General features: G+C 35.2%; 22 protein-coding genes and 1 tRNA gene. 4 read left to right on the plus strand and 19 right to left on the minus strand.

Going from position 1 to position 25,854, the window contains the following annotated elements; translation table 11 throughout:
* Position 1: 1 nt before the first annotated feature.
* From ACQVD9_RS11610 to bacA, 7 genes are all read right to left on the minus strand, one after another.
* A complete protein-coding gene (locus ACQVD9_RS11610; RefSeq protein WP_264746114.1) occupies positions 2–571 on the minus strand; it encodes a rhomboid family intramembrane serine protease in 570 nt (189 codons plus the stop codon).
* Complete coding sequence (locus tag ACQVD9_RS11615) at positions 561–6,020, minus strand: DNA repair ATPase (RefSeq protein WP_264746115.1); 5,460 nt, start codon at positions 6,018–6,020, stop codon at positions 561–563. The genes ACQVD9_RS11610 and ACQVD9_RS11615 overlap by 11 nt, the downstream gene beginning before the upstream one ends.
* 123 nt (positions 6,021–6,143) lie before the next feature.
* Positions 6,144–8,315 (minus strand): flotillin family protein, encoded by a 2,172-nt coding sequence (locus tag ACQVD9_RS11620; protein ID WP_264746116.1) that lies wholly within the window; start codon positions 8,313–8,315, stop codon positions 6,144–6,146.
* Between the two features lie 278 nt (positions 8,316–8,593).
* The gene (locus ACQVD9_RS11625; protein ID WP_264746117.1) at positions 8,594–9,352 is read right to left on the minus strand and encodes a flotillin family protein; all 759 of its coding nucleotides are present in this window, start codon (positions 9,350–9,352) and stop codon (positions 8,594–8,596) included.
* A 12-nt stretch (positions 9,353–9,364) separates the two neighbouring features.
* On the minus strand, positions 9,365–10,057 hold the full coding sequence (locus tag ACQVD9_RS11630) for a YqiJ family protein (RefSeq protein WP_264746118.1): 693 nt from the start codon (positions 10,055–10,057) through the stop codon (positions 9,365–9,367).
* A gap of 99 nt (positions 10,058–10,156) precedes the next feature.
* The gene (locus ACQVD9_RS11635; protein WP_264746119.1) at positions 10,157–10,861 is read right to left on the minus strand and encodes a PspA/IM30 family protein; all 705 of its coding nucleotides are present in this window, start codon (positions 10,859–10,861) and stop codon (positions 10,157–10,159) included.
* Between the two features lie 17 nt (positions 10,862–10,878).
* Complete coding sequence (gene bacA / locus ACQVD9_RS11640) at positions 10,879–11,493, minus strand: biofilm formation regulator BacA (RefSeq protein ID WP_264746120.1); 615 nt, start codon at positions 11,491–11,493, stop codon at positions 10,879–10,881.
* A gap of 158 nt (positions 11,494–11,651) precedes the next feature.
* On the opposite strand from bacA, the gene ACQVD9_RS11645 reads away from it, so the two are divergent.
* A complete protein-coding gene (locus ACQVD9_RS11645) occupies positions 11,652–12,359 on the plus strand; it encodes a 4'-phosphopantetheinyl transferase family protein (protein WP_264746121.1) in 708 nt (235 codons plus the stop codon).
* Between the two features lie 5 nt (positions 12,360–12,364).
* Here ACQVD9_RS11645 and ACQVD9_RS11650 read toward each other — a convergent pair whose 3' ends face one another.
* From ACQVD9_RS11650 to ACQVD9_RS11660, 3 genes are all read right to left on the minus strand, one after another.
* Positions 12,365–12,793, minus strand: a complete 429-nt coding sequence (locus ACQVD9_RS11650) for a hypothetical protein (RefSeq protein WP_264746122.1) — start codon at positions 12,791–12,793, stop codon at positions 12,365–12,367.
* Between the two features lie 134 nt (positions 12,794–12,927).
* The gene (locus ACQVD9_RS11655) at positions 12,928–13,587 is read right to left on the minus strand and encodes a LysE family translocator (protein ID WP_264746123.1); all 660 of its coding nucleotides are present in this window, start codon (positions 13,585–13,587) and stop codon (positions 12,928–12,930) included.
* A gap of 5 nt (positions 13,588–13,592) precedes the next feature.
* Complete coding sequence (locus ACQVD9_RS11660; RefSeq protein WP_264746124.1) at positions 13,593–14,348, minus strand: YqcI/YcgG family protein; 756 nt, start codon at positions 14,346–14,348, stop codon at positions 13,593–13,595.
* A gap of 128 nt (positions 14,349–14,476) precedes the next feature.
* Here ACQVD9_RS11660 and ACQVD9_RS11665 point away from each other — a divergent pair, with 128 nt between their 5' ends.
* Entirely contained in the window at positions 14,477–15,406 is a 930-nt protein-coding gene (locus ACQVD9_RS11665) for a LysR substrate-binding domain-containing protein (protein WP_264746125.1), read from the plus strand.
* An 85-nt stretch (positions 15,407–15,491) separates the two neighbouring features.
* On the opposite strand, the gene ACQVD9_RS11670 is transcribed toward ACQVD9_RS11665, so the two are convergent.
* From ACQVD9_RS11670 to ACQVD9_RS11680, 3 genes are all read right to left on the minus strand, one after another.
* On the minus strand, positions 15,492–16,232 hold the full coding sequence (locus tag ACQVD9_RS11670; protein WP_264746126.1) for a carboxymuconolactone decarboxylase family protein: 741 nt from the start codon (positions 16,230–16,232) through the stop codon (positions 15,492–15,494).
* A gap of 42 nt (positions 16,233–16,274) precedes the next feature.
* Positions 16,275–17,330: an NAD(P)-dependent alcohol dehydrogenase gene (locus ACQVD9_RS11675; RefSeq protein ID WP_319804733.1), complete on the minus strand. Its 1,056-nt coding sequence runs from the start codon at positions 17,328–17,330 to the stop codon at positions 16,275–16,277.
* Between the two features lie 214 nt (positions 17,331–17,544).
* Positions 17,545–18,441 (minus strand): LysR family transcriptional regulator, encoded by an 897-nt coding sequence (locus ACQVD9_RS11680; RefSeq protein WP_264746127.1) that lies wholly within the window; start codon positions 18,439–18,441, stop codon positions 17,545–17,547.
* A gap of 113 nt (positions 18,442–18,554) precedes the next feature.
* On the opposite strand from ACQVD9_RS11680, the gene ACQVD9_RS11685 reads away from it, so the two are divergent.
* Both ACQVD9_RS11685 and ACQVD9_RS11690 read left to right on the plus strand, forming a co-directional pair.
* A complete protein-coding gene (locus ACQVD9_RS11685; protein ID WP_264746128.1) occupies positions 18,555–18,953 on the plus strand; it encodes a (R)-mandelonitrile lyase in 399 nt (132 codons plus the stop codon).
* Positions 18,954–18,983: 30 nt separating this feature from the next.
* Positions 18,984–19,472, plus strand: a complete 489-nt coding sequence (locus ACQVD9_RS11690; RefSeq protein ID WP_264746129.1) for a (R)-mandelonitrile lyase — start codon at positions 18,984–18,986, stop codon at positions 19,470–19,472.
* A 61-nt stretch (positions 19,473–19,533) separates the two neighbouring features.
* Here the strand turns inward: ACQVD9_RS11690 and ACQVD9_RS11695 are convergent, their stop codons facing one another.
* From ACQVD9_RS11695 to fpr, 6 genes are all read right to left on the minus strand, one after another.
* Positions 19,534–19,959 carry an OsmC family peroxiredoxin gene (locus tag ACQVD9_RS11695; RefSeq protein WP_264746130.1) on the minus strand — a complete coding sequence of 142 codons (426 nt, stop codon included), beginning with the start codon at positions 19,957–19,959 and terminating at the stop codon, positions 19,534–19,536.
* Between the two features lie 299 nt (positions 19,960–20,258).
* Complete coding sequence (locus ACQVD9_RS11700) at positions 20,259–22,763, minus strand: autotransporter outer membrane beta-barrel domain-containing protein (protein WP_264746131.1); 2,505 nt, start codon at positions 22,761–22,763, stop codon at positions 20,259–20,261.
* Between the two features lie 765 nt (positions 22,764–23,528).
* Positions 23,529–23,614: transfer RNA gene (locus ACQVD9_RS11705), tRNA-Leu, on the minus strand.
* Between the two features lie 27 nt (positions 23,615–23,641).
* On the minus strand, positions 23,642–24,100 hold the full coding sequence (gene secG, locus ACQVD9_RS11710; protein WP_264746132.1) for a preprotein translocase subunit SecG: 459 nt from the start codon (positions 24,098–24,100) through the stop codon (positions 23,642–23,644).
* On the minus strand, positions 24,100–24,858 hold the full coding sequence (gene tpiA / locus ACQVD9_RS11715) for a triose-phosphate isomerase (protein WP_264746133.1): 759 nt from the start codon (positions 24,856–24,858) through the stop codon (positions 24,100–24,102). Before tpiA ends, secG begins: the two co-directional genes overlap by 1 nt.
* An 81-nt stretch (positions 24,859–24,939) precedes the next feature.
* Positions 24,940–25,716, minus strand: coding sequence for a ferredoxin-NADP reductase (gene fpr / locus ACQVD9_RS11720; RefSeq protein WP_264746134.1), 777 nt, complete (start codon positions 25,714–25,716; stop codon positions 24,940–24,942).
* Positions 25,717–25,854: the final 138 nt, after the last annotated feature.

Raw genomic sequence — 25,854 nt, forward strand, 5'->3', positions numbered from 1 at the left:
ACTAGCTTTCATTTCTAAGGGCTAATGCCCTTAGAGATTGATTATTTACTGTTAGCCAAGCAAACAAAATACCACTCAACATTCCTGTGATATGCCCCTCAAAGGATACCTCTGCACTTGGTAATAAACCAAAAACAAAACCACCATATAACATTATTACTATAATGCAGATTAGGAAATTTTTTATAGTCCTATCAAAATAAGCATTACCCAACAGTAATCCCCATAAACCAAATATCCAACCACTAGCACCAATATGGGAGGCTGCTCGCCCTACCAACCATAATAATAAGCCACCCACAACAATTATAAAAATACTAGCGACAATAAAATAGCGTATGGAACGCAACATACAAAGCCATGCTAAAACCACAAAACAAGATAAATTGCCTAGTAAGTGCAATACTCCACTATGAATCCAAGGAGAAGTAAAAATTCCCCATAATCCATCTAACCTACGAGGAATAACACCATAATTTGCTAAGCCGCCAGCTAAAACCATATTAATAATCTGAACACCTACCATTAATAGGGTAATAGCCAGTACTATCCGTACTTGTTTACTCAGCATCTTCTTGATAAGAACTTTCTGTAGGTTTACCTGCTTTTACTTTCGTATCAATCGATTGTTTAGGGTGCATACCTACATGCTGTCCTAATAGCTTCAGCTCTGTAATAATATCTTGCATACGCTGATGATTACGTAAATCTAAATCTAGCTTTTTATCCATGGTTTTTAACATAGGCATAAAGCTATATTCTAGTGTTTCAGCTAATGTAGTTAATACTGCGTCTAAACCAGGCACAGGTTGATTTACCACTTGAATATTAGTTTCTGGCTTATCTTGTAAAGCCTCACTAATATGAGCTAATGGTTTTATCACTTTATCCCATGGGGCTGGCTCTGGCTCTTTATCCATTACGTCGGCTATATGGGCTATACCAGAAAGCATTTTATCCCAAGGCGCTGGTTCTGGTTTTTGTTTTAAAGCAGCTATCATTTCAGCAAACTGCCCTATTACACTTTCCCATGGTGCACGCTCAGGCTCAGGTCGTGTTGCAATATTTTTAACTCCCTCAGAAAGATCAACTAACTGAGCTACCACACGGTTACCAATATTGTCGTCACCACCCATCGACTTATTACGCAAGAAATCACGTTTAATTTGTTCCCAACGCTCTTGTTGCTGCTCAGTCATATTACCGCGTATTTCAGCCAGTTTAAGTAGATTCTCTTCAGCACCTGTCGTTAATAGCTGTGCTTCACCTTGATAATGGTCTTCAAGCAATTGCATCAACTCTTGCTCATTCATTACCGCCGTAATTTTTTCCGCCAGCTTATTCATATTACGATAACTACCTTGTAACTTGAATGGCGGTTCAACCCGATATTTATCAGCTTGGGCGGCACTAGCAATATATTGTAAATTTACTCTGTATACTAAATCACGAGCTCTCATTAAGTGTTGTAAGGTAGCAACAATTTCATTAACTTCAGCTGTACTGTAATCATAACTTAATTCATTACTTGAGAAAGGCTTACCTTCAGCTTTATCAATAAAACGGTAAAGGTCTGCCATATCACGAGTAGCTAAAGGCGCTAGTATAGGATTAGAAGTTAAACAGTTTTCAAGATAGCTAAGACGGAATACATCTTCCATGCCGCCTAATACATCACCTAGATTATAGATATCCGCACGGTTAGCTAACATATCAGGAATCTTAAAGACTTCACCAGACTCTGTATAAGGGTTACCTGCCATGATGACACAGAACTTTTTACCACGCATATCGTAGGTTTTAGTTTGGCCTTTCCAAACACCTTCAATACGACGAGTACCATCACAAAGCGAAATAAATTTTTGTAAAAACTCAGGGTTAGTATGTTGAATATCATCCACATACAGCATTACATTATTACCCATTTCCAATGCTAGATTAAGTTTTTCCAACTCTTGTCTAGCAGTAGCATTAGGTGCTTGTGCTGGATCGACTGAAGTAACTTCATGACCAATTGCAGGGCCATTAATCTTCATAAAGATTAAACCTAAACGATTAGCCACATACTCCATCAAGGTTGTTTTACCATAACCGGGTGGAGAAATAAGCATTAATAACCCCATAAGGTCAGTACGTTTGTTCTCCCCCACTGTACCCATTTGTTTGGCTAAGTTATCGCCAATCACACCTAAGTAAATGTCATTGATTAAGCGGTTACGAACAAATGAACTCAATGGCTTTGGCTTAAACTCTTCTAAACGCAGGGCATTTCTTTCCCGATTAATAACTTCTTGACGGTATTCTTGATAACGTTTGAAATTAGGTACAAACACTTGTTGCTGATAACCAAAGCGCTCATAAAAATCATCAATCCCTAGAATCATTTTGGTATTTTGAATGCGCGAATGTTCTCCCATCAAACCTTCAACAGAGAAACGCAAATCCATTTCTGTAAAACGCCAAATTACACTACTATCCAATAAGCTAAGTGCTACTGCTTCTGGAATATAGCTTTGTAAAGCAGTTAAGTCATCATCGGTTTCAATCACTACATCATTATCATTAGCCTGACAAAGTGCAGTAAACCATCTTTCCGCTAACTCCCAACGAGCTAAAGTACGGCCTTGTAAGTTAGCTAATGACTGTTGAAAACCAAGCCACATTTGTGCTGCTTCTAAACGTTTCTGCAGTGTTTCCATTAATTGTTTAGCATAACGAGTAAAGGTAAACTCAACATTTACACCAGCAGAAAGCACAGCTACTAAATATTCAGCTGCCATCGAACGCTCTTGCTTATCAACAGGTAAGCCATGAACTTCTAAATAGCTATCCATTGCTTGTGCAATTTCTATTTGTAAATCTTTTAATGCTTGTTGGCTTCCAAATAACTTAGCCATATTCATTGCAGTATGAGCACGTTCAGGCCATTTTTCAGCTTCAATATTTTCTTTCCAACGTCCCCAAAATAGCGTTGCAAAACCACGTGCTAATGGTGGGTAACGTAATAAACCAACACTACGATGTAATGGAATTAATTTACCTAACAATAAACAAGCATCATGATCATGAATGCCTCGCTCATAGCCATCACGATAACGAGGAGCTGCAAAATCACGTACCGTTTTTTCTAATTGAGCAGGATCTTTTAACTGTTGCTCTAACAGATCAATGCTTAAACCATCTTTATTTTGTTCTGCTGTTTGTAAAATAAGTCCAGCTAAATATTCACCACGATATAAATCAGGTGATTCTGAGTCTGTAGTATATTGCCAATAGTCCCGTAGCTCATCTAACTCCGTAGCCCCTAATGATTCAAAATAATCAGTACCTGTTAAGTGAGTATAAAGTTGCTCACCTCGTGGCATAATGGTTAAATCAAGCTCTTGCGTATTAACACTAAAGCGATGGCGAGGGCCTAATTTAATAACATTACCACCCGCTTCAAAGATTTCTGACTTATCTCTTAAACTACGAATAGCCTGATCTTTAGTTGATTTTAAACGGGCATCAAGATCATCTGCCCTTACGCTATCTTTTAACTCTCTTAATTTGTCTGATAATTCACGTAACTTTAAAGCTAAAGGGTCACCTGCAAAGAATGCATTTAACTCTTCTTGATTAGTGAAACGTTCTGTACGACGTTTCATACTCTCTAAAATACGTAGTGCAGCATCTTGTAGAGATTGTGCTTTACGTTGTCTTTCATCCAATAAAGCTTGTTTATGAGTATCAAATGTCTCTAATAATTCTTCACGTTTAGCTAGAATATCAGTCAAAAATTCTTCATTATCACTAAACTGACTTTCTAACTCTTCCAACTGTACTAATAAACGAGATAATTGATCATCACAACGCTCAGGGTCAGTTGCTAAAGACAACGCATTAGTAATTGATTGTGTGAACAGTGTAAATTGAGCACCAAATTGGGCAACTGACTCATTACTTCGTAATGACTTACGACGTTGTTCAGACCTCGCTCTAGCTTGATTTAAGCGGCCATAAATGGCTGAAATAGCCTCTACAATTAAAGTACGTTGATTCGCATCATCAATTTTTAATGTACTCATCAATTGCGAAAGTGTGTCAAGATCATCGCCTAGCCCTTTTAAGCCAGTCAACGGTTCTTCTAATTGCACAACTGTTGTAGCAGCTTGCGCTTCAGCATCTAAAGCTTCTAACTTTTCTGAGAATGGTTCTAATGCTTCTGGTGTTGATAAAAATACACCTGTTGCTTCTGAAATATGCAACTGTGATTTTTTTAACTGTTCTTCTAAAAAATCAACACGTGCCACATCCATATAACGGTAGTCACGTATTGTTAGTAAGTATCCTAATTGCTTAGTGATAGCATGCAATGCATCTACATACTCCTGAATAGTTTCCCAACTATCTGGACGTAATGAAGTAATTAATGTTTTTTGTTGTTCTTCTGCTTGTACTAGTGTTTCGGCAGATTGGCGACGAATACTTTCTACTTTTTCATATTCATCTAACACCGCTTCACTAGTTGCAGCAATTTCTCGAACTGATTGAACAATATCGCCGCAATGATTATCAGTCAACCAACTATAACTATCTAATAATTTACGAATATTTTCACGAATCAAGTTATAGTGATTAACTGATACAGATTTACTATCAATGTCTCGACCTAAACTATAAAGATCAGAAATACCTCTTACTAATTCTGGATTGCCAATACGCCCCCAAAATGTATTACGGGTAGGTTGTCTGGCAGCAAACTCTTCTGAAAGATAAGGTGTTTGCCATATTTGCATTGGATGAACACGAATAGGTTCACTACCTTCACTGGCAAAAATAACCATTTTGCCATCATCAAAACGCGCATAACCATGCCCCAAAATAGGATTTTGGAGGCGTCTTTCAATCATATTATAGGTAAATAACGCACTACGCCCTTCACTTGGTTCATAAAAGATATAAAGTACATCTTCACCATTAGGAGATTTTACAGAACGCTTGAATCGCATCCCCTCCATAGACTGATCAAACTTTTTATGCTCACCATTTTGCAAATAATATCCACCAGGGAAAATAATGCCATGATCCTCTGGTAATTGAACACAAGACTGACCAATAGCATCTATTCGCTCTACATTTTGTGTAATGGTGTTATAAACTAGATAACGCCATATATCTTCTCTATAAGGTAATATTTTTAATAAAACTAAACTACCTAATTGAGCATATTCGATGATCGCGTCATCTACTGACTGTGTTTTATCCGTTACAGGTTCGCTATAGATACCTAAACCTGTTGTTGTATTATTCTCTACTTTAATGGTTAGATCACCACCTGTAGTTTCTACAAACACAGTATCTAAAATATTAATATGAGGAAACTTACCATTTACCCGCATATCGCGGTTAGCTTTTTGCCACTCAAAATCATAAGGAGCAGGCAGAGCAATATCACGCTCGCCACGATTATCAATATAACTAATTTGCTTATGATCTGCAGACAGTGCCCAACGGAAAACACGGATATCCGTTATCTTGTCACCCATCTGGAAGCTAGCTAATAACTTACCATTATTTTGGGTCAGTTGTAATAAACGTGCATCCTTATAGTATGCATAAAGCTCTGTATAATCTCGTACAAAATTAGGGTCTTTTAAAAAAGTGCCCTCTAGCTCTACGTGCTCTACATCAAAGCCTTCTTCTACCTCAATTAATTTATACAGTGAAAAAACATCTTCAACTCGAGTTTCTTTTTTAAGGCCTAAAAATACATTGTATCCAAACAGTAACCAATCACCTGCGCGCACAATATCACGAGCAACACTATTATTTTCAGTACGAATACGAATTCGCCCAATCACTTCCATGTCACTACGTTTAAACTCATCTAAACGCTTTTGATTAATAATTTCTATTTGCTTGCGTAATTGCTGACCTTGATCTTGTAAACGCTTATTTAACACTTCATAAGCGCCACCTTCAGCAACTGCTTTATCTAGTAATTCTTGCTCTTGTGCTACTGCTTGGGAATCAACCATTTAATGCCCCATTTAATTAACAAGGCGACCTAGGCCGCCTTAATTATTACTACAATGGCCTGTTAAATATAAAGTCAGCCAGATTATTTAAGCCTACTCCATCCTTGGAGTTAATTTAATCCATTAATCATCAGTTTTTGGTGTGTCTTTTTTACCACTACTCGCTACTCGCTCAGCAGTTGCTGATAACAACTGTTGAATTGCTCCTTGAGCAACAGAGCTGCTATTTACAAAGCCATCAAGTGACTTGCCCACAGCCAATGCTTTAGAGAATTTCTCAAAGAATTCGCCTTCACCACCCACAACATCAATCTTCGTCTTAGCCAGACCAGCCGCCAATACTTCTGCTTGATCTTTAGCAATTTCTTTATTAGCAGCAATTGCAGTGATTGCTTGTTCGAAGGTTTTTTCCAATTGTAAACGGAACTCTTCATGGGCACGCGCACTATCAGAAAGAGCATTAAGTGAAGTAAATTTCTCAGCAAGACCCGTTGCTTCTGCTCTCATACGTTTTAATAGTACTTCCGCTTCAGCATCACCTACATCACGGCTTACTTTGGCCTTCACGATACCTACTTGTTCTTCACCACGTGCTTGAGCAGATAGCTTTTCTTCCATCACTTTAGCTTCTACCAAGCCTTCTTTTTCCTTGGCAACAGCAGCAGCTTCAGTCACACGAGCTTCAACAAAACCTTGCTCTTCCTTACCTTTTGCTTCAGATAGCATAAGCTCCATTTGTACTTTAGCTTCAGCAAGACCTTGCTTCTCATTAGCATCTGCTTTAAATTCAATAACACGCGCCTCTGCTAAACCTTTTTCTTCAACAGCCTTAGCTTCTGCTATACCTCTTTCAGCCGTTAATTTTGCTTCTACTAAGCCTTCTTTTTCACGTACAGAAGCTTGTACTTCACGAACTCTTGCATCCGCCAAACCAGGTGCCGCACGCTCTGCTTGAACACCTTCTGCCAAACGTTTTTGTGACTCCGCTTTTTTCGCAGCCGCCTCTAGTTCAGCCTGTGCCATATTATTAATTTCAACTGCTTTATGTTTAGATGTCTCTGCATCAGCTTCTGCTTGCTTCACTTGGCGAACTAAATCACGTTCTGCTTCTGCTTGTGCATCAATAATACTTACTTGTTTAGAGCGGTCAGCTTCTGAAACTTGACGTACTTCTTTAATAGCTTCTTCTTCCTTAGCTACCGTACGTTCAACAGCCACACGATCACGAATAATATTAGCAATCGCTGTACGCTCTGCTTCTAAGGCTTTTTCTTTATCAATACGTTGTAATTCAACTTCACGCTCACGCTTAACAATGGCTTCTTGTTGAGCTTGAGTTACACCTTCCTCTTGTTCAACTAACACACGCTTTTTATTTAACTCGGTAACTTCCAACTCACGTTGAGTATTAATATCTGCTTTACCAATTTCTTGTTCAGCTTGTTTTTGAGCCACTTCTGCTTTAGTACGCTCTTCAGCTTGAACCTTCTGAGTTTCAGCTTCTTCACGTGCTTTAGTAGTCTCAATTTCACGTTTTTGTCTATTTTCAGCATCAGCTCTTTGACGCTCTAAAGCTAAAGTAGCCTCTTGAGTTTCAACATTTTTCTTAGTAATCGCTAAATCTTTATCGCGATCCAATTCATTCGTTTTAACAATTTCAGAAGAAGTTCTTTCAACAATCTTACGGATACCTTCTGCATCCATAATATTAGTATTCTTTAAATGCTCAATTGGTGTTTGATCTAAGTAGTCAATCGCAGCATCTTCTAGTGAATAACCATTAAGATCTTCACCGATTGCTTGCATAATTTCATCACGAAAACGCTTACGATCAGCAAATAACTCTTCAAAATTAAATTTCTTACCTACTGTTTTTAATGCTTCAGAAAATTTAGCATTAAATAAAGTAGCTACTGCTGTATGATCTGAGGCACGGTCAGCGCCTACTGATTTAGCTACTTTCAACACATCCTCTTGAGTGGCATTTACTTTAAGATAAAAAGCTACTGTAATATCAGCACGAATATTATCTTTACAGATTAAACCCTCTGTACCACGGCGATCAATATCCAAAGTAATCAAAGAAATTTTCATAAATTCCTTTTTATAAATCACTGGATAAACTAATGCACCAGTAAAAGTTACTTTAGGTATTGAAGATAAGGTATTAACAATCAATGCTGTACCTTGTGGCACTTTAATATAAAAAGACTTTACTATAAGTACACTAACTATAATAAGCCCTACAACAGCCGCAGCTATTATGCCAACAACAGCTAAAATTGACGAAAACATTATAATGACTCTCCTACTCCAAATATAACAATGTTAAAACTTGTTTTAGTTTAAATAAGTAACTTTAATTATTTCTTAATAACTCATTAAGAAATAATTTTTTCTTTCTTTAGGATATTTATTGTTTCAGAAAACCTATAGCTATCTCTTCTATTAGATAGCCATTTAAATCCTCTCCAACTAATATAAGAACCCCAACCCTAAACCTCAAAGAACTCTCTAAATCTTGTACATCAACCAACTATAACAATCAATTTAAAAACTCAGCAATATACTAATTATTCAAGTAATTCTCTATTCAAAAAGAATTTAATTTTCTTTCTAATAATTGCTTGATAACTCTCTATCATTTGTTTGATTTTTCTAGACAAATCTTGCTGCTGCTCAATAATTAATTTTAACCGTCTTTCCAATACTTTTTTCTGTTCCACATCCCACATATGTCGGGCTTCTTGTTGCTGTTCAAATAACTTTGGATTAGTTTGTTCTAACTTATCCAATGAGGTTAGTTCTACTTTATCAATATTCATATACTCCAGATTATAACCGTCTAATTGATTAGCTAATTGTGCAATGATTGCTTTACGCACCTTTCCCTGATCTTTCTCCAACATCTCTAAAGGAAGTTGTTCTACTAGCTTTCTCACAATATTAGTTACGATAGGAGTCAGCGCCTTACTTACCGCTGACGCATTTGCCACATCAGCCACACCCACTCTTTTAGCAGCCATTAATACTGATTCAGGAGAAAAATTAACACACAAGTTATAACTAATAACAATATCTAATAACAATTTTTCCTTACAAAACAGTCCATTACTATCCAAATAGGCTGTTTTAATCTGTACTGGTAAAATCTCCATTAACTGCTTTTTATCGGTAGGAAATGTCACTACATTTGAAAAATACACTTTTTGATCATTTACAATCAATGCAAAGTTTTGTGGCACTTGGGTATAAAATAGTTTAAAGAAAACAATAATACCCACTACTAATAGAATTATAGATATGAATATGGTTATAACTAAAGCAGTCACTCTATTCCCCTACTATAAGCCATTAAACTCATCTTCACTAACCACTCTATAAGCACCATCTTCTAGATATTCAATCAATACAACTCTATCATTTCTTTGTAAAGTTAATGATTCATCTGCTCTAATTCTTAAATGAAGTCCAGCTCCTTTATCATCATAAATAGCCTCCCCAAATGTTTCTGTTACCTTACCCGATCTAACAATGGCAACTTGTCCAATGAGTGATGCTGCTGAAGTTGCGTTTTGCTCTTCATTTAATTTTTTAAAGATTCTACGTAAAGGCTTACATGTCCATCCGGTTAAATAGGCAGCAGGAAAGATAGAGGCTAAAAAAATAACGATACCAACTGGAATTTGTAATATCCCAAGCGGTATACTAAAAAGCAGTAACTGAGCAAAATAACAAAGCGCCCAACCAATAAAAAAGAATACAGTCAAAATAATGGTTAAAGGGACTGAGTCCAAACCTAACTTCATTAAAAAGCCAGCGAACCATCCACCTTGAATATCACCCGTATGAGTAACATCTAAATGACCATCTGAGCCATCTACCCCACCAATATCTGTATCTACACCACCAAAATCTAAGACATCAATATCTAATAGACCTAAGGCAGCAACTCCCCAGAAAATAACAGCTACAAATATCAGAAAAGTATAAATAATTGTAGGAAAAGAAGAGATAGTACTAAAAAAAAGTTCCATTATTATCTGAGCCTCCCCAATAAATAGCTCAACTATTCTATCCTAGCAATAGCCACTTACATAGATTTAATTCATGTAAGTGGCTTCTTTTTCCATAAATTAAGATGAAGTTTTAGCTTGCTGCTTTTTCTTCAATCTTTCTAACACATCATTGGCACTACCTTCTTTAGCTAAGAAACCTGCCTCACGAAGTTTGCTATCTAATGCATCATCTGTTTCCATACTTTCTATTTCACTAGCAGCTTCCATTCTAGCACTACGCTCAGCTTGTTTCTTTTTAATACGCTCTAAAGACTCCAATGCAGTATGCATTTTATTTTGTGAGCCTGAATAACGACTAGCTACAGTGGCTTGTGCTTTTTGTACGCTTTCTGTCGCTTTAACGGTATCTACTTGCTGTTTCAAACGTTTAATATTAGCCTCTGATTGAGTAATTGCTTTACGTAAATCAGCTGCACTCTTAGAATATGCACTTTCAGCTTCACGTTCAGACTCAAAAGCAGCTTCTAAATTAGCAATTTTCTCTGCTACTTCATGAGCTAGTTTTTCATCTTCCGCTTCTAACGCTTTAAATGCATAACCTTCATACTCATCAATCTTAGCTTGTGTTTTCTTAACACGTTCTGCTGCTAATTTTTGTTTAGCCATAATTTCAGCTAAAGCTTCTTTAGATTTGCGTAACTCAGCATCTGCATCACGGATTTCTTGGTCTAAAATACGTAATGCCTGTGTGTCAATAATTGCTTCACCTGCTTCGTGAGCACCGCCGCGTAACGCAGTAATTAATTTGCTCCACACACCCATCTCTCATTCCTCCTCAATTAAACTTTTAAGTAATTTTCAAAAGCTTCCGTTGCTTTAATTACGTTATCTGACAATATTTCAATTTCAAACATTATATTTGAAAGACTTGATTCAGAACTTAGTGCTCCAAACATAATATAAAAATCATTTTCAGCAAGTTTTTCGATACCTATAGTCGATAAGGGGAAAAACTTATGTGTTCTTAATACTTCTTCATTAAATGTATTAACATCTTTTACTGCATCTGTTGGCCACAAAATACTTTCTACAATGATTTGTTCACCAACAACACTAATAAATACGGGTAAATCACCGAACTCGTGCATGATAATGTGTAAACTTGGGTCTGTCCCCTGTACCAATTCAACACTAGCACCGCCATTTTTAAATAGTTCAACGGCAGATAAAGCATCGAATAATTTATTACTAGTCCACATTGAAACAGCTGCTGTCATATTACTCTCCTGTGATAATGATTGAGTCATTCCTGCTGGTTGACGTAACTGTTTTTCAACGTTCAGTAACATGCGAGCATGCTCTGGCAGTATCCAAACTTCTTTTTTTATCAACCCCTGCTCTCGCAAACGTTGACGGTATAGTCGTTGATAATGTGCTGATGTTTTTGTATCCATGGCGTTACTATATCACTCACATGTAATATTTTCAATATCATTACATGTAAAAATTTATAAAATAATTTAAAAGATAAAATACTAATACAATTAATAAATTGGATAATAAAAACCAAGATGGGCTAGTAAAGTTTTTATTAACACTGCAAAATAATACAATGAATCCAGATAATATTCCTACCTTTTATTCATCTTTTTCTAAACAATGGGTTTTTCCTTTTGTAATGGAAAATGTTTGTTTATATCACTGCCGATTTAATCAACAACACTTTTCAGATATAGCTTATAAACAGCATGATATTAAACAGCCATCAGCTTTATATCATGCCGCCCAAAAACGTAATGCTGAATATTTAATTGGTCGGCTGTGTGCAAGAGAAGCCTTAAAAAATTTAAACATTAATGGCTATCCTTTATCAAGTGAAGATAAAAGCCCACAGTGGCCCCTTCTAAGCTGTGGCAGTATCACTCACAGTCACCATGTAGCTGCTGCAATCGTAGCTCTAAAAACACATTGGCAATGTTTAGGATTAGATATTGAATTTTTGATTTCTGAGCAACGCAGTAAAAAACTATTAACTACTATTGTTAACCAAAATGAACAAAAACTAATAGGCAAAGATATTAGTCTATTTACTACGCTTGCATTTTCAATTAAAGAAAGCCTATTTAAGGCATTGTATCCCATTACACTCAAGCGTTTTTATTTTGAGCATGCCGAAATCATTGATTGGAATACTAGCGGGCAAGTTACCCTTAAATTACTGATTGATCTATCTGATAAGTGGCAAAAGGGAACATTAATTACAGGCCAATACTGTATAAAAGACAACTATATTTGGAGCTTAATAGGAATAGACAGCTAGGCGCGTTAAAAACCAATTATTTTAACAGTTGCCCAATAGCCAAGGCCACCACTTATTAATAGAATTAAAGTCATTGGTATAATAGTAGAAACATGGTATTGCTCCATTAATCCCATTTGCCAATTAATTAAACGAATAATAAACCAACAATAGACACAAAAGAATGCAAAAAAAGCCCAATCATACAAAGCACTAGATAATAATGCGACAACAATAAATAAACCTACTCCAAGCTCTTCAGCAATAGAAGTTTTCCAATATTTTAATAAAGAGATGGCTACTATATTAGTTATACTTACTACTGCACAAGCCCAAACAAATTTACTATCAAACGATATAAAAGACACTAACCATAGCAATGCGAAAACTATTGCAAGTAACAATAAAGCAAAAGCCATAAAGTTTAAAATCTTCAAAGACCTTATATTGTTCATTTATTACCCCCAATAAAGCTTTATATATATTACTAATAATATGTTACTTTTTATAACAAACATATTAAACAATAGGAGAATAAAATTAATTGCCTTTAGCTGAAGAAAAAAATAACTAGAAAATCACAAATAATTCATTTGATTACCAACTCAGCCAAACTATATAAAAATCCAGTACCCGCAATAGCTAATAATACGATACCAGATATTAGCACGATGATATTCTTAATATTATTTGAGGCTAATTTCCTTATAAATAATATATAGATACCCAAAATCACAAAATCTAACAGAATCCATAATAATGTTAATAAAAAGATACTTTTATTGAATGAATCCGTTATCTTTATAAATTGCGGGAAAAAAGACACAAAGAAAATAATATCTTTAGGATTAGAGAGTCCTACTAAAAAACCACTTAGCAAGCCTCCCTTCTTAAAAGATTTACTTGTTGTACTGGTTATATTATCTTCAGATGTCAATTCAGTTGTAGCAAGTGACTTTATTTCTAAAGCTTCTTTAATTGACGAAATAGCAATATAACCAATAAACAAGCAACCGAATAGACTAATCGTATGAAATAATTTTGGACTAATAACAAGACTAGTTGAAATAATAAAGACAGCAACAAAAATTAATACTAAAGAAGCCCAATTGGTACCAAGTATTGTACCAAAAGCTTTATATGGCCCTGATTTTAATGCAGTATTAACCACTAAAAAAACAACAGGGCCAGGCGTTGCAATTAACATTAATGTTGTAATTACGTAAATCGTTAACAAACTCATATCCATTACTGCTATTTCCTTATATGTAATGGACACTTCTTAAGCTCAAGTCCGCCCTGCTCTTCTAATTGATATTGACGCCACTCGTAATTCTCTTTCTCGCCATAGAATCCTAATGTTGAGGGAGTTACACCATTATTATAGACACTGATTCTTTTTCTTATTTTTTCTCTAACTGTCTTTCCACCTCTAGAAGCAGCACTAGCAACTTCATCAAAGTTTTCTCTGGGATTAATTACTAAAACAATATGCTCACCTAAATTTCTACTTTTCATCACTTCATGTTTAGGACAGCTTATATTCACAAATAAAGGAACGCCATTAAAACAAAATGACCAATTTTCATCTTCAGTATTATGAGACACATCTAACGGCCATGGCGCTTCATCTTGATCATGCAGTTCCTGCAAAACATTCCATGCATAATTGTGCTCATCAGATAAACTGCTAAAAGCATTTCTTTCAAAGAAGATAACTAAAGGACTATATATTCTATCCCTAGCAGGAATATTTTTTACAAACTCTGTATATTCATGAAAACAGTTAGTTAAATCTTCACTAGGTCTATTAATAGAAGAGAAAAACAAATAGAACTGTTTTAACTTAATAGATTTTTTACCAAATAAACATGGAAAATTATCATTTTCCATTGCATCTTCAAATTGTCCTAATGCTCTAAGCATCCAAACCCTAAAAAAGGGACTTTGTAAAAAGCTATCACCACATAACTCATTACGTTTAATCATGTATTTGTAAATAGAATCCACGATTTTCACCTCACGCAAAAGCAATTAGACTTTTTTCCTATTCGCGTAAGATAATGCTGATTTATTTGCCTATTGAAAAACGCAAAAATTTATGGCTTACTATGACTTTTAATCATGATCATTAAAATATGACTAAATCTATTCCCCCACTTTATGCTCTTCGTGCATTTGAAGCTGCTGCTAGATATTGCTCTTTTACTCAAGCTGCTAATGAACTATCTTTAACACAAAGTGCTATTAGTAGACATATAAGAACTCTTGAGGATATTCTTGGCTACAATTTATTTGAAAGAAATGGTCCTAAGCTAACGCTAACAGACCAAGGAAAGACCTTAGCACAAGAGTTAAAGCTTGGTTTTGCTATTATTGAACGTGCTTGTCTATTATTTAGAGATAATCCTAATACCATTAGGCTTAAAGTACCCTCAACACTAACTGCACGTTGGTTATTAAAAGCAGTTAATATATTCAAAAAAGAATACCCTACTTACCCTGTGCAGCTATCCAGCATATGGATGGATATTGATACTGTTGACTTTTACTCTGAACCTTATGATTGTGCAATATTATTAACAGATGGTAACTTTGGACCCAGCTATAACTGCTTTAAATTATTTGATGAATGGCTAATTCCTATTTGCTCTCCTTCTTACCATCCTCAGGAAAAAAAGTTAACAATTAATGACTTAGATCAACTGGAATTATTACACCCCTCTTTTGATCGTAGAGATTGGAAAAGATGGCTTAATCGCTTAAATTTACTGGATAAAGTTGATATTAGACGAGGCCAAGTATTTGATACTTTAGATCAAGGAATTTCAGCTGCATTACAAGGTATTGGAATATCCACCAATGATTTAATGCTTGTTTCACAAGAACTTTTTCAACAACACTTATATCTTCCATTCCCAAAAGCTGTTTCTACAGGTGATGGTTATTACATGGTTTGGCCTAAAGGCAATCCAAAAGAAAAAGCATTATGTTTATTAAAAGATTTTCTTATAAATGAACTTCCTCCACTTTACACAGAGGGAGTAACCTTCTTTGAACTATCTTAAAGATGCTTACAACGTTTCATCTTTATATCTTATAAATAAAGCCTAAGCTATCCACGTAGGTTACTTAGGCTTGTATTTATAATTACTATTTATTTTTACGACTAGCTAATACTTTATTTAATACCTCAAGACCTGCCTCAGCTTCTTGCTTACCAACAGATGTTCCAATAATTGATAAGATTTCTTTTATCTGTGCTTCTGTCAAACCTACATTCATTCCCATATTCATATGAGACTGTAACATAGGCTCCAAACCCTTTAAGCTAGAAAGAGCAGCAATAGTTGCAAGCTCCCTATCTTTATAGCTAAGCACATCCCGCTCAAAGATATCTGCAAATAAATGTTCCTTTAAAAAAGTTTCAATCTCTGGAGCAAATGCACCAAAACCAGATGTTTTACCAGGATCTTGCCGACCTGTTAAACTTTCCAGTACTTTCTTACCTCTTTCATATTTACTACCTTCAGCCGTAATAGGAGATGCTTCACGGCCCTGGTTATCTTTAATACCTTGTGCCTTTCTTTCATCAACTACTGATATAAAAGTATTAATACCATTTAAACTTCTTGGAAAACCTGCATAAGCATACATCTGTACTAAAACTTCTTTAATTTCATTAATAGTTAAGCCTGCATCTAAGCCTTCAGCTAGTGCCACCTTTAACTGTGGCAAATCACCTGTAGCTGTTAATGCGGCAATAAGCGCAAGCTTTTGCTGTTTAACTGTCAAACTATAATTATTATCCTGCACAGTATTCGCCTCAATAATATTTATAAAACCAAATATCGAGATAAAAACTATTGTTAGCAAAGAAATAAGTTTTTTCATTATTCCTCCTACCATAATCAATAGAACAAAAATAAAACTCAGTTAGCTATTTTTTAGAGAAGCCATATCAATAACAAAACGATATTTAACATCACTTTTTAACATTCGTTTAAAAGCTTTATCGATATCTTGCATAGTAATTAATTCAATATCAGCAGTAATTCCATGTTTACCACAGAAATCCAACATCTCTTGAGTTTCTGCTATACCACCAATTACCGAACCAGCCACTGCTTTACGTCCCATAACTAGAGGAGCAGTATTTAAAGTTGGTTGTATATCGCCTAAAAAACCTACCAATACAATGGTGCCACTCAATGATAAAGTTGGAATATATAGATTAATATCATGTACATAAGGAACAGTATCAATAATTAAATCAAACTGACCATTAGCCGCTGCCATTTGTGTTTCATCTGTAGAAATAACAATGTTATCTGCACCTAAACGCTTCGCATCCTCCTCTTTACCTGGAGAACGTGTAAATAAGGTAACATTAGCGCCCAATCCTTTAGCTAGCTTTAATGCCATATGACCAAGACCACCAAGGCCTACTACAGCTACTCTGCTACCTTTCTTAACTTGCCAATGCCTTAATGGCGACCATGTAGTAATACCAGCACATAAAAGTGGTGCTGCTCCTGCTAAATCTATTCCCTCAGGAACTTTTAAAACAAACTTATCTGAAACAACAATTTTTTCAGAATATCCACCATATGTAGGCATATGATCATGTCGATCAAAACTATTATAAGTAAGCGTGTTGCCTTCCTCACAATATTGTTCTAAACCTGCTTGACAAGGGTTACAATGCTGACAAGAATCAACCATGCAACCAACGCCCACATGATCTCCTACTTTAAAACGTGTAACCTCTTTTCCAACACTAAGCACTCGACCAATAATCTCGTGTCCAGGTACTACAGGATAATTTGTAGTCCAATCTTCATTTACATGGTGTAAATCAGAATGACAAACTCCACAATAAAGAATTTCAATGACTACATCATCTGAACGTGGCTCACGACGCTCAAAGTTATAAGGTGCTAAAGGCGATTTAGCAGTTTGCGCTGCATAGCCAAGAACTTTCATTGTCATTATTTTCTCCACATGAATAACTTTTATGAAATACGAAAAATCAATACTAGATAAATGAAATTAATAGGTATGCTATTGATCTGTATTCATTTCTTTTACATTTAACAATTTAACAGATTTATTTTTATTTTATTAGATAGCATTTCGTATATAGAGTTATGAAATAAATTCATAAATAAGATTTAAAAAGCTAGATTATGCTAATTAATTATTTTTACTCCCCCTTATATCGTAAAGCTTCTACTAACAATTTAAATGCGGGTGATGACTGACGACGATTTGGATAATACAAATAGTATCCAGGAAAATATGAACACCAATCATCCAACACACTTATAAGCTCACCTGTAGCAATATAAGGACGGGCTAAATCTTCTGGCACATAAGCTAAACCTAAGCCAGCCAAAGCTGCCTCTAACCGTTGTGAGGTTAAATTAAATGTTAACTGTCCTTGCACACGTATTTTTTGCTCATAGCCCTCTTTTTCAAACTCCCATGCATAGATACTGTCATAGGTAGGAAGACGTAAATTAATGCAATTATGGTTGATTAAATCTTGTGGTGTGTTTGGTATAGGGTACTCTTTAAAATAGTCAGGTGTTGCAACCACAGCCATACGCATATCTGGGCCTATACGCACTGCAATCATATCATTTGCTATTAACTCACCTGTTCTAACCCCTGCATCATATCGCTGTTTTACAATATCGATCATTCCATAATCCACTGTAAGCTCAACATTAATATCAGGATAGTGTCGTAAAAATTCCTTTAACTTTGGCCAAACAGCTATATTAGCTGGATGCTCTGCAGCACTAATACGAATAGTTCCAGCAGGTTTATCACGCAATTCGCTTAAAGCTGCTACTTGAGCTTCAATTTCTGCATAATGCGGCCCTACTGTTTGTAACAAACGCTCCCCTGCTTCAGTAGGTGAAACACTACGCGTTGTCCTAGTTAACAACCTTAAATTAAGCCTAGACTCTAAGCCTCTGATAGTATGACTTAAAGCAGACTGAGAAACACCAAGCTGAGCTGCCGCTCGGGTAAAACTACGCTCCCTTGCGACCACTAAAAAAACCAAAATATCATTAAAGTTTTCACGTTGCATTGATGAATTTTCCTCATAAGTCTATGCTAATTATACCATCTAATAATAGGCAATTATATCTGCTAAATTTATGATCAATACTGTAAGAAATAATAGATAAAAGGTTTAGTCATATGAAAATTATACAAAACGGCTCACAAGCCTCTACCGTAGGTTCATCCGATTACTTTACTGGCACTGTACGTATTGATCCACTTTTTCAACCTGAAGGTCATGCTCGCGCTAGCGGAGCTACTGTCACTTTCGAACCAGGTGCTAGAACAGCATGGCATACTCATCCCATAGGTCAAACTTTAATAGTTACTGCTGGCTCAGGTTTAATACAACTTTGGGGAGAACCTATTCAAAAAATTCAGCCTGGTGATGTAGTTTGGATTCCTGCTGGGGAAAAACATTGGCATGGTGCCACCCCTACTACGGCTATGACGCATATCGCTATTCAAGAACAAATAGATGGCAAAGCAGTAGACTGGCTAGAACAGGTTAGTGATAGACAATACCAAACAGAATAACTAAAAGCAAAATCTAATGAGGAAGAAAAAATGAAACTTTGGCTAGTAACACTTACATCCATTACCATAGCAACCTCAGTTAATAGTTATGCCGAATTAGTAAATAAAAATATAACTGAACAGCAACAGATTATTACAAACCTAAAGTCACAATCCGCTATAAAAGGCTCTGAACAGTACTTTACAGGCAATGCATATATTGATCCTCTATTTAACCTAGATAATCCTTCACGATCTGTTGCTTATGTTACTTTTGAAGCAAACGCCCGTTCTGCATGGCATACCCACCCTAAGGGGCAGTTACTGGTTGTAACTGCTGGAAAAGGCCTAACTCAACAATGGGGCGGCACTGTACATGAAATAAAACAGGGTGATGTTATCTGGTGTCCACCAAATATTAAACACTGGCATGGCGCCACACCCAACAGCTCAATGACTCATCTTTCTGTTGTAGAAGATATCAATGGTAATAATGTGAAATGGATGGAAAAAGTAACTGATGAGCAGTATAAAAAATAAATCATCTAATCAGCTATAGATGATTTATTTTTAAAAAGCAGATAGTAATTTGGAATTAAAATTATTGAATTAATTCACAGTCTAATAGAATGTTAGTTTTTAGAAGCTTACTTATTGGACAGATATTTTTTGCTAAAGTAGCTAACTCAAAAAATTGTTCTTTAGAAATATTAGGAATTTTTGCTTTAACATATATATGTGAGCTTGTGACTTCATGTGTAGTATCATCAATTGTTACCTCTACACGAGTCTCTAATTGTTTGAAATCAAATCCTTCTTTTTCAAATACTATTTTAAACATTGAAGAGTAACAATCAGCATGTGCAGCAGCAATAAGCTCTTCTGGGCTTGTTTCTTTGGATACATTTTCTATATAACGAGTTTTATAAGTATGATGTAATTTATTAAGAGCATTACTGCCAGTAGTTATAACGCCCTCCCCTTCATTTAAAGAGCCATTCCATTCACTAGTTGCAAAACGCTTCATATGACACCTTTAGAAAATATAGTTTTAGATACTGTATACAATTTTTCATTTACATTCAATATAGACAAGTAGATTATGATTGGAAACTTATAGATACAGCAGATAAATATGTATAAGCTAGATTTTTTAATAAAAATGCTCAAATTCATATAGGGATGAAAAGATAATTTTTTCAACATATATTATACAGAAAAAAGCCTAGTTAATTAATTTAACTAGGCTTTATATGTAATGCATAAGATGAACCTCATACTTATTTTCATAAAACGCATTAATACAATTTTATTAACACATAAATATTAAAAGCGATAGCTGTAGCCTAAGTTGAGTTGTCGTTGTTGAAATCTACTACCTTTAGTATATTCTGCATCTAGGTAGATATTATGATTTTTATTAAGGTTAATGCTTCCACCTATACCACCACTTCTCCAATTACCTTTAAGCTTATAGTTATGCTTGCTTCCATTCAATCTATAGGCTGCAAGGCCATCCATTTCTCGAAAGAAGTTGGTTTTTAGGTAAATATTAAAAGGTGTTAGGCCTGTTGATTGATAACCCAGATTTAGCCCGAGCCTACCTTGAGTAGTATGGTAATCACTTAAGTATATTTTAAGGCCATTACTAGCATTGATATGAACACTACTTTGATAACCATATGTAAGTTGCGCTTGTGGCTCAATATAAACTCCCTCTTTTTGTTGATTAAAGATTATTCGCTTACCTATTTCTAAAGAGGCGGTATAACCTTGAGTTTTGCCATTACCTTTAATTTCCATCCCAGTTGTATCTTTGACATTAAAATGGTTATGGATATAGTTGTATTTGAGTAGGGTATCTAGATAGATACCATTATTATTATAATAAGTGGCATAGAAACCCACATGGTAGTTTTTTACTGTACCATTTCCTTCTTGATAATTAGGATTACCTTGCGTATAACCTACGACACCACCAACTATTAAATCAGACTTGTTAAAGTCAAGTTTGGTATCTATACCACCTTGAGTGCCTATATAGGGCATATCGAAACCAGCAACCCCTTGCCCACTAAATAAATTTAATTTACCACCATAGCTTCTTAACCAGAAACCTGTATTAGTGTTTTCAGGTTGATTTCGAAGATCACCTAATCGTTGTAGTAGGGTTTGGTTTTCTATATAGTTAGAAAAGTAACCTGTATTAAAGAAACTAACGCCTGCATTGGCGGTGCTTGTTAATGCTTTACCAGTCGCATAAAGTTTCCAATTTGTGCCATCTTTAATAAGTCTATATTGGTAACCACCTGCTTCAACCGCATTTGTTAGAGAAAAATCACTTATTCCATCCTCTGTTTTTACAACAATTAATTCTTCAGTACCATTAGTTGGACTTGAAGCATTATTATTAATAGATAATTTATGAGAGCCAGAACTATTATCCGTAATATTTAATAAGTCACCAGTTAAGTTACCAACATCTGCTTTCATTGCAAAAGTACCTGCACCTGAAAGGTCTTTGGTTGTAAGGGTAATGGGTGTAGAGAATGAGCTGGAGTTAAATTGCACAATACCGCCTGTATTTTCCATAGACTGTATGCTATTATCGGTAGTAAATATCCATTTACCTGATTTGCTTAGATTAAGTTCATTAACATTGGTTGTATTACCATTAAGTTCAGAATTAGTATTAATTGATAAATTAAGTATTCCACCTGTAACTGAAGTAGCTGTACCATTGGCTACAGTATTATTGTTAAGCGTGATATTGGCTTCACCGCTCCTAGAAACCGCTATTGCTCTACCAATTCCGCTATTTAAGATGGTTGAGTCAAGATCTATATTAGTCTTTCCACTTAAAACCGCTATTCCTACTGAAGATTTAGATGATAAGCTGGTATTAGAAACCGTTACAGTCCCAGTATTTGCTTGAGTCATTAAAGCATAAGCATCTTGTCCTAATACTTCAATTATGGAATTTTTTACATTAGCATTACCTAAAACTCCCACTGAAACCCCATTAGATTGTGTACCTATAGTTTTAATCGTTGTTCTATCCAATGAAATTGTTGCATTGTTTACAGCAGAGCCAAATGCAAAGGTGCCGCTGGTTTCTATGGTTGTATCGGTTACATTAATACCCCCCCCTTCTGTCGCATATATTCCAAAAGCATCATCACCAATAGTGTTAATTTGTGAATTAGTTAGGTCTATTGCTCCTGAAGCTCTAGTGTGAACACCATAACCTTGTATTCCTGTTGTATTAATAATTACATTATTAGCTGAAACTAATGAGCTATTATTAGAGTATTGACCTACACCCATACTAAACAAAGCCGCTGAGTCGTAACCTGTCGTTTTAATAATAGTCCCGTTTTTTAAATCTACTTTACCTCCTTGATAAGCCAATACACCATGATTTTGATTATTTTGAACTGTTATAGAACCTCCATCCATAGTAATTGAAGATCTCTTAGTCGTTGATTCACCATTAGCCAAAATACCATATCCTGATCCTGATCCTGCGGGAGCAGTTAAAGTAATGGTTGTATCCTTTAAATTAATTTCTCCACCACTAGCAGTGTAAGCTCCAGAAGTTTGTTGTAAACTAGAACTTAAATTTAAATCAAGACCATTAATGACAGAATTAGAGGAAGAAACAAGAGCAGAATTATTCAACCCTGTAGTAGTTGATTCATAAGTCTTTGACGATAAATTATGTGCTCTTCCGTCATTTGCTACATAGTTGGCTGAATAACTAGGATTGTTAATTAATAAATAGCTGATAAACAAAGGGGCATAATTAAATTTTTTATTTATTTGTTTCATAATAATTATCCTTATAATAAGCAAAAAATCACCAGCAATGTATCAATCACATTGCCAATAACAAATCCTCTCTTAACTTAAATTTACTCATCTAAATCAGTAGAATATTTCAAATAAAACTAAAAGATTTAGAATCTATAAAATATTACAAAGAGAATGAAAAACATTTCCTATTACAGAATTAGCCTAATAAGCCAATTAACTTTCTTAGTTATTGTTATATAAAATCAATTACTTAAAGCTTTATAAAATAATATTTAAGATAAAAAACTTATGTTGTTTTTTAAAGTTAGATATTTTCGCAGGGCACATATTAAATTATTTTTTTAAATAAACTTAATAACTCATATTAAATCGAATTAATTATACTTTTGTCTATAAAAGTAAACAACAGTTAATAAGTTTATTTTGATAAAAAGGGAGGGAGATTTTAACAATAGGCCTATACAAAACATCTAAACTATGCCTTGTTGAGTTAATAGAATCTAATAGATAATATAAACATGTTATTAGTTAGTTTTTTCCCTATTCATCTTCTTATGAGCAGTTTGTAGAAGAAACTAAAAATAGCCACAACCACCATTATAAAATTATTAACTAGGTAGAGGGGAATAATTAAAAGTTATCCCCTTTTTTATGTTGGCCGCCCCTATAGGCTTTTTTTATACCCGCGAAATTAAAAATTAAAATAGAGTTTAAATTGGGGGTTAAGTAAATCTTTAAAAGAAAAAAGCCTAGTTAAATTAATTAACTAGGCTTTATATTTGGTGCAGAAGATGGGACTCGAACCCACACGACCTACGGTCACTACCACCTCAAGGTAGCGCGTCTACCAATTCCGCCACCTCTGCACTATCTGGTTTAATTAATAATGTACCTTAGCTACCTTCTGTAGGTTTTGCTGGTTCATGATTAATTTGATTATCTGTTTCTGTTTGATCTACTGTTACATTAGGTGCCGAGTTTAACTCTACTGCTCCATTTGCACTAGGTGCAGGTGCATGATCTACTGCTGGAACTTCATCTACAACTGGCTGTTGTGGTTGAGTAACTGGCTGAGTAACAGCAGGAGCAACTTTATCAAATAAACTAGCTGAGGATTTAGATTTAGCATAGTAAGCTAAACCAATACTGGTAATAAAGAAAACAGCAACTAAAACAGCTGTTGTTCTACTTAGAAAATTAGCAGAACCTTGGCTACCAAAAACTGTATTTGAAGCACCACTACCAAAAGATGCTCCCATATCAGCACCTTTACCATGTTGTAGTAATACTAAAACAATAACACCTATAGCAACTAATAAATGAACAATAACAATAACTGACTCTAATAACATTATTTATTTCCTGCTATGCGATAAATCGCACCAAATTCATCTGCGTTGAGAGAAGCGCCACCAATTAGGCCCCCGTCAATATCAGGCATTGCAAATAATGCTTGTGCATTATCTGCTTTAACACTACCGCCATACAAAATCTGTATTTTTTGGGCAATAGCTTCATTCTTTTCAGCAATTAGTGATCTTATAAAACTATGCACTTCTTGCGCTTGTTCAGGCGTTGCCGTTAAACCAGTACCAATCGCCCAAACAGGCTCATAGGCAATAATAGCATTAGCCAAAACATCAATACTTAAAGTATCCATTATACTATTAAGTTGCGAAGTAATCACGGCAAATGTTTGATTATTTTCTCGCTGTTGCTGGGTTTCCCCAATACATAATACTGGCTTTAACTGTTGCGCTTGGGCAGCCTTAAACTTTTCAATCAATATTGAATCTGTATCACCCAATAATAAACGACGCTCAGAATGACCTATTAATACTAATTGGCACCCTACATCAACTAGCTGACTAGCTGCAATTTCACCTGTTAAAGCTGCTTCTTTGGACTCTATTGCACAATCTTGAGCACCTATTATAATCGGTGTATCTTTTAGTGATTGTACTGCCTCAACAATAAATAATGCTGGAGGAAACACAGCAATATCTACTTGCTGTTGCCATGTAAGATTTACTAATCCTGCTAACAATGCTTTAACACTAGCACTGTTACCATGCATCTTCCAATTACCTGCTACTAGTAGGCGACGCATACTTAACCTCGTCTATTAAGTTGGGCGCAAATATTACCCAAGCTAGCCCAAAGTAGCAAGTAAAAACTGTCGGATAATAATTTATTTTTCAACAAACGCACGTTCTATTAGGTAATCAGCAGGGTCGCCCATACGTGGTGAAATTTTCATTCCAAAACTATCAAGCACTTGACAGGTTTCTTCTAGCATGGAGGGACTACCGCACACCATAGCACGATCATGTTCTGGATTAATTGGTGGTAAGCCAATATCTTTAAATAATTTACCAATACGCATTAAGTCAGTAAGACGACCATTATTTTCAAACGGTTCACGAGTCACTGTTGGATAGTAAATTAACTTTTCTTTCACCATCTCACCAAAAAATTCATTTTCTGGTAATTGTTTAGTGATAAAGTCATAGTAACCCAATTCACTGATATAACGTACCCCATGAACTAAGATGACTTTTTCAAAGCGCTCATAAACTTCAGGATCTTGAATAAGGCTCATAAAAGGTGCTAAGCCAGTACCTGTGCTTAAAAAATATACATTTTTACCTGGTAATAAATCACCTGTAATTAATGTACCTGTTGGTTTACGGCTAACCAATAATTCATCACCCACTTTTAAATGTTGCAAACGAGAAGTGAGTGGACCGTCTTGTACTTTAATACTATAGAACTCTAAATGATCTTCATAATTTGGGCTAGCGACACTATAAGCACGCGTCAACGGCTTACCATCTACCTGTAAACCGATCATTACAAATTGGCCATTTTGGAAACGCAATCCTGGGTCACGTGTAGTCTTAAAACTAAATAAGGTGTCATTCCAATGATGAACGCTTAGCACACGCTCTGTGGCCATTTTACTCATCAAAAACTCCTAACAATTAACAGAAAAATAATGAAAATTAGTTTATTGATAACAATTATCGTTAACAATACTATAACAAATTAATTATGGTGGCACACTATAAGTGAGTTCTGTAATGAAGAAAAGCACTTATATAGT

The organism is Entomomonas sp. E7T21 (assembly GCF_058693955.1).